The sequence below is a fragment of the Thermosipho atlanticus DSM 15807 genome, from assembly GCF_900129985.1.
Classification (GTDB): domain Bacteria; phylum Thermotogota; class Thermotogae; order Thermotogales; family Fervidobacteriaceae; genus Thermosipho_A; species Thermosipho_A atlanticus.
In genome coordinates this window covers 361566-375554 of the sequence record NZ_FQXN01000001.1, presented here as the reverse complement: position 1 = coordinate 375554, position 13989 = coordinate 361566, and the positions used below count along the sequence as shown (strand labels likewise).

The window sequence follows — 13989 nt, the reverse complement described above, 5'->3', positions numbered from 1 at the left end:
CCCCTTTATAGGATATATGAACTTAAATCTTCATCTTCAATTATACCTTTTAATCTATTTCTTACAAATTGAGAGTTGACAATTACCTTATCCTCAACTTCAGGTGCTTTAAACATGACTTCTTCTAAAACTTTTTCGAGCACTGTATACAAGCGCCTTGCACCAATATTTTCAAGTTTTTGATTTAAATTATATGCAATCTGTGCAATTTCTTCAATTCCATCTTCTGTAAATTCCAATTGCACTCCTTCAGTATACAACAAAGCTTGGTATTGCTTTGTAAGTGCATTTTCAGGTTCAGTTAAGATCCTTACAAAATCAGACTTATCTAAAGGTTCAAGTTCAACTCTTATAGGAAATCTTCCCTGAAGTTCTGGAATTAAATCAGTTGGTTTAGCTACATGAAATGCTCCAGCGGCTATAAAAAGAATGAAATCAGTTTTCACAGGGCCATATTTAGTTGTTATTGTTGTACCTTCAACAATAGGCAACAAATCTCTTTGGACTCCTTGCCTTGAAACATCTGGCCCACTCCCAGAATTTTTACCAGTAATTTTATCCATCTCATCTATAAAGATTATTCCTCTATTCTGCGCTAAGGATAACGCCTCCTGTGTTACTTCGTCCATATCAACAAGTTTTTCTTCTTCTATTGGAAGTAAGACTTTTTTAGCTTCCGAAATTTTCATTCTTCTTCTTTTCCTTTGCTTGGGTAATAAATTTCCCAACATATTCGATAAATCCATTCCCATATCTTCCATTTCGGGTAAACCTATAAAACCTATAGGTGAACCAGAAGATTCAATTTCTATTTCGATTTCTTCATTATCAAGCTCTCCTGCTCTGAGTTTTCTTCTCAATTCTTCCCTTTTTTCAGTGATCTGCCTACTATCTTCATATTCTTGTGGCTTTTCTTGAATACCGAAAATATTTGCAAAAGGAATTTGTTGTGCTCGCCTTTTTGAGGGGACTAGTGCCTCTAAAATTCTATTTTCAACATTTAACTTTGCTTTTTCTTCTACCTCTTTCATCTTGCGTTGCTTTACCATATTAACAGCTATTTCTACTAATTCTCTTATCATCGAATCAACATTTTTGCCAACATAACCAACTTCTGTAAAACGTGTTGCTTCAACCTTCAAAAATGGTGAACCAGATAATTGAGCTAATCTTCTTGCAATTTCAGTTTTTCCAACTCCTGTTGGTCCAATCATCAGAATATTTTTAGGGGTTATTTCTTTTTTCCAATTTTCGGGAAGTTTCTGTCTTCTAATTCTATTCCTTACTGCAACCGCAACTGCTTTTTTGGCTTCATTTTGACCAATTATATACTTGTTTAACTCTTCAACAATTTCTCGAGGTGTTAATTTATCAAAATCAACCATTTTTTTACCTCCTACTAATAATTTTCTTAAGAATTTCCCCAGTTTTTCGGAATCCATTTATCATCCGTTGGTGAAACATAAAAGAGGGAACATTCTCCTTTAATTAACTTTTCATACACTTTCTGTACTTCTTTTTTACTCACATCTTTTATTTTTTGAACTATTTCCATCGGTGTTAAAGGTTTAACATCATTTGTTAAATAATCAATAATCATGTTTGTTAATGTTGCTGTACTTTCAGTTGAAAGTTCCAGTTTTCCAATTAATCTTTTCAAGCCATAATCATATAATTGATCACTCAAATTAAAATTAGAAAAAATATCAAACAATTCTGAATGGAAAGTATCCAGTTTATCAGTTGAAGTAGCAGCATACAACAAAAATATTCCCCAATCTTTTTGAAATATATTCATTGTATAAATATCATAAACTAACCCACGTTTTTCTCTTATTTCATCAAACAAAAAAGAACTCATACCGCTACTAAGTAACGTATTTAAAATCATTGCTGGGAATCTTTCTTCACTTTCAAGTGAAAAACCTGGCTTGACATAAAGAAGATGTATCTGCTGGCTGTTTTTCAATACTTTTCCTTTCAATATCCCCGTTTTAACTTTTGAACTATGTTTTGTAGTTTTAAACCCTTTGGAAATTTTCAATTCCTCTTTTATTTTTTCCAGATCATTTTCATCAACGTGTCCAACTATTATTACTTTAATATTATAAGGATTATAATATTCTCTATGAAAACTTTCTACATCTTCCAACTTAATCTTCTTAATTGTTTCCTCGCGACCAATTACTGGTTTAGAATGTGGACCGTCTATTGCATTTTCATACATCAAATCAAACACATTACTTACTGGATCTTCAACATGTGATAAATATTCCTGATAAATTATTTGTCTTTCTAATTCTAAATCTTTTTCTTTAAATAGAGGGTTAAAAACAATATCTTTTAATACCTTAAAAGTTTCATATGCATGAAACGATGGGACTTTTGCATAATAAACTGTATTTTCTTTATCCGTCCAAGCATTCAATAATCCTCCCACCGATTCAACTTTTAACTTTAATTCTTTCATATGGTAATTTTTAGTTCCTCTAAATGAAAGATGTTCAATAAAATGTGAAATACCTGATACATCTTCTGATTCATATACTGACCCCACACCCACATTAAATGCAATAGTAACAGATCTAATATTTTCCATAGGATAAAAATATAATTCTATTCCATCATTAAATTTGTAACATTTCATAGATTAAACCTCTCCTCTATTTATCTTGTTTTTATTCAGACTTTCCTAATTGAATTCTTCCGTTTTCATCAATATTTACTACAACGACTTTTATATTATCTCCTATTTTATATTTTTTAGTAAATACTTTCGAGTCTTTACCTAATTTGCTTACATGTGCTAAGCCTATTTTTCCCGGTAAAATTTCCACAAACAAACCGTAAGGTTCTATTCTTATAATTTTCCCATCATAAAACTCTCCAACTTCAACGTCCTTAGTTATACTTTTTATATACTCGACAGCATTATTTACTTTTTCTTGGTCTTTACCATATACAGATACTTTACCCGTTTTATCATCAATAGAAATTTCCACATCATAGTCTTTAACTATAGACTTTATCACTTTTCCACCCGGACCTATTAACTCACCAACTTTTAAAGGATCAATCTGAATATTTACAATTAATGGAGCGTGAGGTGAAAGAGTTTCCCTTGGTTTCTCTATAGTTTCGAACATAATATCAAGAATTTTCATTCTTGCTACTCTTGCCTGTTCTAAAGCTTGCTTTAATAAATCTTCTCCTACACCTGCTACTTTACAGTCCATTTGAAAAGCAGTTATGCCTTCCCTTGTACCAGCTACTTTAAAATCCATATCTCCCCAATGATCTTCTAATCCTTGAATATCGGTCAAAATTACAGCTTGACCTTCTTCAATTATAAGACCCATTGCGACTCCCGCAACATGCGTTTTTATAGGAACCCCAGCATCCATTAAAGCTAAAGAACCAGAACAAACAGTTGCCATTGATGACGAACCATTAGATTCTAATATCTCTGAAACTACCCTAATAACATATGGAAAATCATCTTCAGAAGGTGCAACAGCTTTTAAGGCTCTTTCAGCTAAATGCCCATGCCCTATTTCTCGCCTGCCAGGTCCTCTTAATGGTTTTACTTCCCCAACTGAAAACGGAGGGAAATTATAATGAAGTATAAATCTTTTAGTTCCTTCTTCAGTTAAGGTATCAACAATTTGTTCCTCCATAGGAGCACCCAATGTAACTATTCCTAAACTCTGAGTTTCTCCACGAGTAAACAATGCAGAACCGTGAGTCCTTGGCAACAATCCTAATTCGCATGTAATTGGTCTTATTTCATCAGGTTTTCTCCCATCAGCTCTTATACCTTCATTTATTATTATCTTCCTCATCAGTTTTTTTGCTTTTTCATCAAAAAGTTCTTTTAATAAATTCTCTTGAATTTTTAACTCCTCTTCATCCTCGATTGGATTTTTCTCAAAAATTTTTTCCAATAGATTATCTCTATACTCCTTCAATTTCGCCGACCTTTCTAGCTTTTCTTTTGTCAATAGTCTTTCTTTCAATTCCTTTTCATCAAGTAATTTTTCAAACTCTTCAAGCAAAACTTCATTTGGTTTCGGTTCTTCTATATTCATTTTTTCAACATTGAATTCTCTGAGTATTTCTTCTTCGAAATCTATTATTTTCTTTATCGCATCATGTGCAGTCATCAATGCTTTGACCATTTCTTCTTCACTGATTTCTTTTGCTTCGCCTTCTACCATGGTAATAGCTTCTTTACTACCAGCTACTACTAAATCCAACTTACTCTTTTCCAATTGCTCTTCAGTTGGAAAAACTACGAATTCTCCATCTACGTACCCTATTCTCACACCTGCAACAATTCCATCAAATGGTATTTTTGAAATATTAAGTGCCAATGAAGCTGCAGTTATCCCAGCCACATCTGGTGGCGAATCATTATCCACTGAAAGGACTGTTACAATTAATTGCACATCATTCCTTAAATATTTTGGAAATAAAGGTCTTATAGGTCTGTCAATTAGCCGTGAAGAAAGAATTCCTGATTCTGTGGGTCTTCCTTCTCTTTTTATAAAACCACCTGGAATTTTCCCCGCAGCATAAAATTTTTCCTGATATTCGACAGTTAATGGCACAAAATCGATTCCTTCAACAACCCTATCTGAGATATTAACTGTCGCCAAAACAATACTATCCCCAAATCTTAACCATATTGACCCTGCCGATTGTTTTGCTACTTTTCCATATTGAACTACCATTTTCCGTCCAAATATTTCCCGTTGCCATTCTCGAAAATCCATTCCGACACCTCCTGAATATTTTATATTTTTAAACTTATTTCTTTCAAACCTTCTTTTGTATAAATTCTAAAGTTCCACACTTTCTTCATATGTATATAATTTTCCCTAATCTTCAGAACTTCTATTTTCCCTTTATCATACGTGATTTTATACAGATTATACATTCCTTTTTTATAATTTTCTGTTTTTCCATCGTCTTCATAATAATAACCTATAGCTTTATTATTATAAGCACTCACAATAACTGTAAAGTCACTTTCTCTCTCATCAACATAATTCATTGGCTCTTGAATTGGTAAAATCCTACCGTCAACTAAAAAATGAGGTATCACTTCTAGAGGTGCTTCTACTTCATGCCAACCTTTATTCAAGAATACTCTCTTATTCAAATCCAGTGATCTTTTAGGTAAATAAACTAACCTACTACGTTGTCCAGGTTTATAAATTGGGGCAACAATAACACTTCTTCCAAGCATGAACTGATCGTCTACATCAAATGTCATTTTATCTTTTTCAAAATGGAAAAATAAAGGTGTAACTAAGGGAATATTCTTAAAAACACCTATCATATATTCACTATAAATGTATGGTAAAAGCATATATCTATATTCGATTGTTTTTTTCATTATTTTTTCATATTTTTCTCCAAAACACCATGGCTCTTGTCTTCTTGTACCTATAGCTGAGTGATTTCTAAACATAGGTATAAAACTACCAAATTGCATAAACCTTACTAACAATTCTGCGTTCACATCACCCCCAAAACCTCCTACATCACACCCATTGTAAAATACTCCAACTAACCCCAAGGACATTATTCTACTTATTTCAAGTTGAATATGTTCCCACCAACTATGATTATCACCCGTCCAAACACCACCATATCTTTGAACACCTGAATACGCAGAACGTGTAATTATCATCTTCCTCTCTTTCTTCTCAAATCCTTCATATGAAGCTCTAATCATATTAAATCCATATATATTTTTTATTTTATAATGTTTAATTCCATCCAAATGGATTATATTTTCAACTTTTACGCGCCTACCAATCTCTCCAATCATTCCAGCTTTTATAGCAATATTTATTCCATCCTCAAGTTTCATTTTTTTGATAATTGACTTCATTTCCTCTATATCCTTTTCTGTGGCAAATATAGAGAGCTCATTCATATCATTCCAAAAACCATCTATACCTTCTTCGCGTAGTTGTTTTACTTTCTGTCCCCACCACTTTCTAACTTTCCTATCCCTAAAATCCGGAAATCTAACTCTACCTGGCCATACAGCCCCCTCAAAATCCTTTCCATCTATATCTTTTAAAAAATATTTGTCCTTTCCTTCTTCGAATATCTTATATCCTTTTTCTACCTTTACTCCTGGATCTAAAATTGCAGAAATTTTAAACCCATTGTTGTGCAATTCTCTTAGCATATTTTTATAATTTGAAAAGTTCCGTTCATTCCAAGTAAAAATTTTATAATCATCCATGTAATCAATGTCAAGATAAATTACATCACAAGGTATTTTCTTCTCTCTAAATTTTTTAGCAACTTCCAAAACTTCTTTATCAGAAAAATAGCTCCATCTACTTTGTTGATAACCAAAAGCCCATTTTGGAAAAGCAATATTTTTACCTGTTAAATATAAATATTGACTTAAAATGTCACGAACGGAATTTCCTACTATGACATATTGATTAAACCCTGAGCCTCTTATTTTAAAAACTATCTCACTTTTTCCCTCACTACCTAAATCTATCTCTAAATATCCCGGATAATCAGTAAAAATTCCATATTTTTGATTATCATTGATAAAAATATTAAAAGGGAAACTTTTATACAAAGGATCAGCACCTGGATGGTGGGTATAATTATCTGTATTCCAAAAAATATACTTTTTTCCCCATCTATTAAAAGGCCCAACTTTATCACCAAAACCGAAAACTTTTCCTTCTAACACTTTTCTTATAACAATTAATTCTTCAGATTCATCGTTTTTTATAATTTGTAAATCTTCAAATAGCCCTTCAACCTTATACAAACCTTTTTCATTAGGCGATAAATTTATTACTTTTTTCTCATTAATTATTGCCTCACTACCTACGTCAGGAATTCCATATTTTAGTTTGTAAATCAACAAAATCCCTCCATTAAATAATAATATTATCTATTAGTCTTGCTCTACCAACAAAAACAGCTAGAGCAACAATCACTTTATTTTCTATTTTTTCTACAGGTTTTAAAGTTTGTTCATCCACTATTTCAATATAATCAATTTTCAGCAACGGATGGTCTAAAATCTTCTTCATCTCGTTTTTTACTTTTGAAGCATCTTTTATTCCCATTTCAATTAATTCTTTTGCTTTAAGTAAAGATTTGTACAATCTCGTTGCTGCTTTTCTTTGTTCGGGTGTAAGATAAATATTACGTGAAGACATGGCCAAACCATCTTCTTCCCTAACAATTGGTAACTCAATCATTTCAACATCCATATTCAAATCTCTAACCATTCGTCTTAAAACCCTAAATTGCTGAGCATCCTTTTGGCCAAAATATGCTCTCGTCGGTTTTACAATATTAAACAACTTTGTGACCACAGTACATACTCCTCTAAAGTGTCCGGGTCTTGAGGCACCACATAGATATTTAGAAAGTTCTGTTTCTTCAACAAAAGTAGAAAAATCAGAAGGGTACATTTCACTAACATCTGGAACAAAGGCATAATCCACTTCTAAATCTTCTAAAAGTTTTAAATCCCTCTCCAAATTTCTTGGATAATTGTTGTAATCTTCATTAGGCCCAAATTGTGTTGGATTAACAAAAATACTTACAACTACTACATCATTTTCTTTCTTTGCATACTTTATAAGGGACAAATGACCTTCATGCAAATAACCCATTGTCGGGACAAAGCCAATCGATTTTTTTTTGTACAAATTGTTCACAATTGTTTTCATTTCATTAATGTTCGTGACCGTTTTCATACATTATTCCCCTTTCAAATTGCAAATAATCAACAATATCTTCCGGTTTTGTAACTGGAATAGCCCCATTCTTAATCAAAAAATTAGGACATTCAGAATTTTCATTAAAAATATCTCCAGGAATTGCAAATACTTCTCTACCAAACTCTAAAGAAAACTTTGCTGTGATCATCGTTCCACTCTTAATTTTACCTTCCACTATTAAAACACCATCAGTTATCCCTGAAACAATTCTATTTCTCATAGGGAAATATTCCTTTTTAGGTTTTTCCCACGGATAGTATTCGCTTAAAACACACCCATTTTCCAAGATCTTGTTATATAAACGTTCATTACTTTTCGGGTAACATACATTCACACCCGAGCCTAATACCGCTACAGTGTTACCTAATGCATTCCAATGAGCTACAGAATCAACACCTAAAGCCATACCACTTACAATAACAAAGTTCTTTTTTAAGTAATCAACAAAATATTTTGTTACTTTATAACCATATTTTGATATTTTTCTGGTACCCACTACAGCTAGAGAACTTTCATTTAATAAAGAAATATTTCCTTTGTAAAAAAGGAAAATAGGTGGATTCCATATGTTTTTTAACTTATCTGGATATTCATCATCCCAATAAGTCAATATACTATATTCTCCAGAATTCAAACCTTCATTTATCTTATTTAAAATTTCTTTATTTTTTACACCTTTGTCTTTTAAACAATTTAAGTTATTCACTAGAGATATTTTTTCAATTTCTTCTATTGAATATCCAAGTTTAGCTAACAATACTATTTCTGATTTAGTCATTTATTACTATCCAAAATCTCTTTAATTTTTTCTTGAACCCCTGATTTTTTACCAGGCAAACATTTATCAATAGCGTCTCCTTTTTTTACAATTGCATTTGCATAACCTTCACAACCTGGATAGCCACAAGCACCACAATTAATTCCAGGTAAAACGTTTATAATCATTTCTACTCTTGGATCTGCTTCAACTTTGAATTTTTCATTACTATATGCTAGAAAAAGTCCAAAAGCTAGGCCTAATGCACCCATTACTAATGCAGAATATAAAACTACCACTTTCGCCACCTCCGTCAAAAGTCTTCGTTTTTATTTTACCATATTTAACATAGAATTGTTAACATTTAAATGGTATAATTAGTTAAGAAAAAACTTATTAAAAGGTGATTAAATGTCAATATTAATTCACAGTATATTCTTTTCTGTAGCAACATTTCTTTCAAGAATACTTGGTTTATTTAGAGACATTCTTTTTGCAGAATATTTTGGGGCATCTTATTTCTTAGATGCTTATTTTATTTCTGTCATGTTTCCTTTCTTTCTAAGAAAAGTTTTCGCTGAAGGGGCAATGTCTTCAGCATTCGTACCATTATATTCAGAAATAGAAGATAAAGAAGAAAAAGACAGATTTTTATCATCTGTGATCAATGGATTCTCGTTAATAATCTTTTGTATTCTTATCTTACTCTATTTATATCCAAATATAGTTGTAATATTATTTGGTTCTGGTTCTCCTCTCGAAACAAAACTGTTAGCCATTAAGCTTGTAAAAATTACCGCTCCAACAATTTATTTCATATTTCTATGGGGAATTGCTTATTCAATTTATAATACAAAACAAAAATTTTTTTGGCCAGCTTTAACACCAGCCTTTTCAAATATTACAATTATTATTGGTATACTATTTTCAATAAAATTTGGAATATTGGGCCCCACTTTTGGTTTTTTAATCGGCAATATTTTTATGTTTTTGGGACTTTCAAAAAAAATATTCGAACATAGATATTATTTAACACTTGAATATTTCCCACATTTTTTAAAATTATTTGCTCCGTCATTTGCAGCAATGACAATTTCTCAACTTAATACTATTGTTGATATGAACGTAGTTTCCTATTTTGGAAAAGGTGGAATTTCCTATCTTCAATATGCTTCAAGATTTTATCTTTTACCGTATGGATTGTTTGCTGTCTCTGTTTCAACTGTAGTTCTATCAAAGGTTTCCAACAACAAAAGCAAATTCACCAAACACTTAAATGAAGCTTTAACTTCAACAATGTTACTTACAATTCCTTCAACTGTGGGATTAATTTTACTTTCAAGACCAATAATTAAATTCTTTTACGAACATGGTGAATTCACAGCAAAAGATACTAAAATTACCGCATTGGTTTTAATCGCTTACGTAATTGGTTTACCATTCTATGCCATGTATGCTACAATATCAAGAAGTTTCCATGGAATGAAAAATATGAAAACTCCATTCTACGCAACTGTTATTGTTTCAATTTCTAATATTATACTAGATATAATATTGGGATTAAAATATGGACCTTTTGGTGTTGCAATTGCTACAAGTATTTCCGGAATTATTGGTTTTTCTTTTTTACTGCTAAAAATTAAAACATTTCCAGGAAAAGATTCAATAAAAATTATCTTTTCCTCGACTGTTATGGGAATAGCTATTTTCTTGTTGAATTTTGTAAAAAATAAATACTGGTTTCTTTTACAGATCGTAGTAGCTCTAGTAATATATTTTATATTCATATTCTTCTTCTACAAAAAGAGCATTTGGAGGTTTTTAATTGATAGGAGACAAAATAATAATTCTTGAAAAGACAAACAGTACAAATGATTATCTGAAGAAAAATTATGAAAATTTTATTAATGGTACAGTTGTTGTTGCTATTGAACAAATAAATGGAAAAGGAAGAAAAGGAAGAACTTGGTATTCTCCAAAAGGTGGTTTATGGTTTTCTATACTTTTGAAACCTAAAAAAAATATTTCTCCACATTTTTTTACAAAACTTTCTTCAATTACCATAATTAAAATTTTGAAAAAATACAAAGTAGATGCTCAAATTAAATGGCCAAATGATATTTATGTAAACAACAAAAAACTTGCAGGTATATTAACCGAAAGTGAATATAAAAATTCAAAACTCTTAGCATTGATAGTAGGAATCGGAATAAATATTAATAATGAAATTCCTAATGAATTAAAAGATATAGCAGTTTCGCTTTCAGAAGTTATTGGAAAAAATATTAACATTTCAAATTTTTTAAATCTTTTTCTAAAAAGATTTAATACCTATTATTTAAAATATAGAAAGACTCCTCACATATTAACAAGAATATGGAAGAAATTTCTTACATTTAAAGAAGGAGATTCTATAAAACCAAATAAAGAAAACTACATCATTGAAAAAATTGAAGATGATTATATAATTATTTCAAACGGACTTAAAAAGAAAAAAATTACAAGTATTCATGAACTTGAAAAGGAGGAATTTGATGATTGAAAAGTTAGTCGAAGATTTAAAGAGTGACATAAAAAACACCATTGAAAGTTATGGTAATAAACAAGTAATTGTGGCTTTTTCAGGAGGTTTAGATAGTACAGTTGCCAGTTTATTGACAAGAGATGCTATTGGTGCAAAGAATGTAGAACTTGTTAATGTAGTATATGGACCATTCACCTATAAAAGAAGTATAGAAATAGTTAAAAAATCAGCTAGTAAAATGGGGCTGAAAGTTACTTTCGTAGAATCTCTTAAGCAAAAAGAGATTTGGAGATTTGGACCTTCGTGCAATATGTGTACAAAAATTGTAAAGATGAACACAGTTAAAAATTATGCGAAAGATCGTTTAGTTATTACTGGCTCAAACTCAAGTGATAGTTGGGGAAAAACTGGTTTGAAATTATTCAATGGAATGTATGCTCCTCTCGGAGATTTGGACAAAAAAACAATTTGGAAAATACTTGAATTCTATTCGTTTACTTTAGAAAGAATTGGTGAACATGCTGAAAGAGAAGGATGTAAATTAAAGCATTTATTAAAAATCATGACAAATCTTGACTATCATGGAAAAGCTGTTTCGCTTGCTAATGAGATACTCTTAGAAAATTTACCAAAAAATATGGAAATTGCCAATGTCAAGATTGTTGGTCCTTTATCTAAAAATATTGCAATTATAAATGTTAAACCATTAGTAGATAACATTGATGAAATTGCAAAAAAGATTGAAAAATTAGATGTAATAGATGAAGTAATAATTGCAAAAAAACCATTAATATTGAAAGTAATTGCTAATCCTTCAATTTATAGAGTCGAAGAATCAAAATATTGGATTCATATTGGGAAATTACAACCAGAATTTGCCGTGCCAATAAAAATTGAATGGAAAGAATCCAAAAACAACAAACTTAGAACAATCCAGGTTGTCGGGGTGGAAGAATGGAAAAATTATCAGGAAGAATCGAAGAACTTGAAAAAACCATCGGATATAAATTTAAATCAAAAGAGCTCTTGTTCACTGCTTTAAGACATACATCATACGTAAATGAACGTAAGTTAAAAACTGAAGAACTACCTTCGTATGAAAGACTCGAATTTCTAGGTGATGCAGTAGTTGAATTGTTAGTATGTACAAAATTATATGAAAATTTTGCAAACTTACCAGAAGGCATAATGGCTCAAATAAAAGCTGCTGTTGCTAGTGAAGATGTTCTTTCGGAAATTGCACAAAAATTAAATTTAGGCAAATACATCTTACTTGGAAAAGGGGAAGAAATAAGTGGAGGAAGAAATAAAAAATCTATTTTAGCCGATGTATTTGAAGCTTTAACAGCCGCTGTTTACATCGATTCAGGAAAAGATTTAAATCTTACTAGTGAACTTTTTACTCCACTACTCAATGAATATATTCTTCTATTTCTCGAGGGAAAAAGAATTTTCGACTACAAAACAAAATTACAAGAACTAACTCAAGAATTTTTTAAAGTGCTTCCAACATATATTGTTGAAGAAATTGAAAAAGAATTTAAAGCTACTGTGCTTGTAAACAACCAGGTCTATGCTACTGGAATGGGTTCTTCCAAAAAGGAAGCTGAAAAAAGGGCAGCCGAAATCGCTTATAAAAAACTTTTAGAGGAGGTATCAAAAAAATGAATGAAAAAAAGTTAAAAGAATACAACATTCTTTGGGAAAGGTATGAAAAAGCAATTTCAAACGTTTTACAAAATCTTGCTAACAGAGGCCTCGAAAAAGTTTCAATCGAAGAATTATGGATTGAAACATCATTACCCAAAGACTTAATTCTCGAAACATTTAAGAGAGGAAATGTAATAATTCCAGAAGAAATTAAAGAAATCTTAGATAAGGAAAATATAATTTGGAGTGTTGAGAAATAATGTTTGACGTTTTTAATAGCATTTTGCCACCATTTTTGATCATACTTATTGGCTTTATTTATGGGAAAATCTTCCCCTTTGACTTAAAAATAATCTCAAGAATAGCACTTTGGTTAATGGCAACTGTAATTGCCTTTACATTTATAAATGATTATCCGCCATCTTTTTCAAATCTTAAAAACTATGGTATAGGTATACTTTTAATTTTTCTTGTTTCTCTTATAATTTCAAGATTTTCAAAAAATAACAAAGATGTAATTTTAACTTCAGGAATATACGTAAATTCAGGATATTTAGGATATCCTATTCTCTTTTCATTATGGGGAGAAAAAGCAATGTCTTATGGCGTTGTTTATTCTGTCATGAATATAATTATTGCTTCAATTATTCTCCCAATTTTCATAGGAGTGAAAGTAAATATCAAGAATGTTTTAAAGCTCCCTTATGTATATACAATAATTATTGCTTATATTTTAGGAATAAACGGTATTAATTATAAGATGCTCCCAAATCTTTTTCTAGAAACAATTTTAATGATTAAAAATTCCGCTATTCCTTTTCTGCTCTTATTCGTTGGACTCTCTTTGTCAAAAATTAAATTAGAAAAATCTTCGCTCATGGCTGTTTCTTTTAGTACTATCCTTAGACTATTAATTATCCCAGCTTTTTCATTAACATATGTCTATTTTTACAAAATGGATTTTGAATTGTCTAAAGTATTTGTCTTAGAAAGCGCCATGCCAGTAGCAGTTAATAGTGTTCTCTTAATTGATAATTTAGGAGGAAATACTTCATTAACGAGTCTCAGCGTATTTGTTACTACCATACTTTCGATTTTCACAATTCCAATTTGGGCATATATTTTAGATAGACTTTATTAACTTGTGTAAAATTTTCACTTTATATAAAGTTATTTCTAAATAAATTTATTAACATTTACAATCCTAATAATTTTATCACTTTATTTTTTTCAACTTTGTGATATAATTTACATGAAGAATAAAATCAATTATG

Annotated in this window: 13 protein-coding genes; 6 read left to right on the top strand and 7 right to left on the bottom strand. The window is 30.6% G+C overall.

Annotated features, from left to right (window positions below; genetic code table 11):
• Window positions 1-5 precede the first annotated feature (5 nt).
• From hslU to BUB65_RS01960, 7 genes are read right to left on the bottom strand one after another with little or no spacing between them, the layout of a single operon-like run.
• Window positions 6-1385, bottom strand: coding sequence for an ATP-dependent protease ATPase subunit HslU (hslU, locus tag BUB65_RS01990; RefSeq protein ID WP_073071580.1), 1380 nt, complete (start codon window positions 1383-1385; stop codon window positions 6-8).
• 26 nt (window positions 1386-1411) lie between these two features.
• Window positions 1412-2647: a M16 family metallopeptidase gene (locus BUB65_RS01985; RefSeq protein ID WP_073071578.1), complete on the bottom strand. Its 1236-nt coding sequence runs from the start codon at window positions 2645-2647 to the stop codon at window positions 1412-1414.
• Window positions 2648-2678: 31 nt separating this feature from the next.
• Entirely contained in the window at window positions 2679-4775 is a 2097-nt protein-coding gene (locus BUB65_RS01980; RefSeq protein WP_073071576.1) for a polyribonucleotide nucleotidyltransferase, read from the bottom strand.
• A gap of 20 nt (window positions 4776-4795) precedes the next feature.
• Complete coding sequence (locus tag BUB65_RS01975; protein WP_073071574.1) at window positions 4796-6913, bottom strand: TIM-barrel domain-containing protein; 2118 nt, start codon at window positions 6911-6913, stop codon at window positions 4796-4798.
• A 13-nt stretch (window positions 6914-6926) separates the two neighbouring features.
• Entirely contained in the window at window positions 6927-7760 is an 834-nt protein-coding gene (gene panC, locus BUB65_RS01970; RefSeq protein ID WP_073071572.1) for a pantoate--beta-alanine ligase, read from the bottom strand.
• Window positions 7738-8562 (bottom strand): DNA-processing protein DprA, encoded by an 825-nt coding sequence (gene dprA / locus BUB65_RS01965; RefSeq protein WP_073071570.1) that lies wholly within the window; start codon window positions 8560-8562, stop codon window positions 7738-7740. The genes panC and dprA overlap by 23 nt, the downstream gene beginning before the upstream one ends.
• Window positions 8559-8840: an RnfABCDGE type electron transport complex subunit B gene (locus tag BUB65_RS01960; RefSeq protein WP_073071568.1), complete on the bottom strand. Its 282-nt coding sequence runs from the start codon at window positions 8838-8840 to the stop codon at window positions 8559-8561. Before BUB65_RS01960 ends, dprA begins: the two co-directional genes overlap by 4 nt.
• 112 nt (window positions 8841-8952) lie before the next feature.
• Between BUB65_RS01960 and murJ the strand changes: the two genes are divergently transcribed.
• The 6 genes from murJ to BUB65_RS01930 are packed head-to-tail and all read left to right on the top strand — an operon-like array spanning window position 8953 to window position 13856.
• On the top strand, window positions 8953-10395 hold the full coding sequence (gene murJ, locus BUB65_RS01955) for a murein biosynthesis integral membrane protein MurJ (protein ID WP_073071566.1): 1443 nt from the start codon (window positions 8953-8955) through the stop codon (window positions 10393-10395).
• Window positions 10367-11083, top strand: coding sequence for a biotin--[acetyl-CoA-carboxylase] ligase (locus BUB65_RS01950; RefSeq protein ID WP_073071564.1), 717 nt, complete (start codon window positions 10367-10369; stop codon window positions 11081-11083). The genes murJ and BUB65_RS01950 overlap by 29 nt, the downstream gene beginning before the upstream one ends.
• The gene (locus BUB65_RS01945; protein ID WP_143606625.1) at window positions 11073-12107 is read left to right on the top strand and encodes an adenine nucleotide alpha-hydrolase family protein; all 1035 of its coding nucleotides are present in this window, start codon (window positions 11073-11075) and stop codon (window positions 12105-12107) included. Before BUB65_RS01950 ends, BUB65_RS01945 begins: the two co-directional genes overlap by 11 nt.
• Window positions 12020-12733, top strand: coding sequence for a ribonuclease III (gene rnc / locus BUB65_RS01940; RefSeq protein ID WP_073071560.1), 714 nt, complete (start codon window positions 12020-12022; stop codon window positions 12731-12733). The genes BUB65_RS01945 and rnc overlap by 88 nt, the downstream gene beginning before the upstream one ends.
• Window positions 12730-12975: a hypothetical protein gene (locus tag BUB65_RS01935; protein ID WP_073071558.1), complete on the top strand. Its 246-nt coding sequence runs from the start codon at window positions 12730-12732 to the stop codon at window positions 12973-12975. The genes rnc and BUB65_RS01935 overlap by 4 nt, the downstream gene beginning before the upstream one ends.
• Complete coding sequence (locus BUB65_RS01930; RefSeq protein WP_073071556.1) at window positions 12975-13856, top strand: AEC family transporter; 882 nt, start codon at window positions 12975-12977, stop codon at window positions 13854-13856. The genes BUB65_RS01935 and BUB65_RS01930 overlap by 1 nt, the downstream gene beginning before the upstream one ends.
• Window positions 13857-13989: the final 133 nt, after the last annotated feature.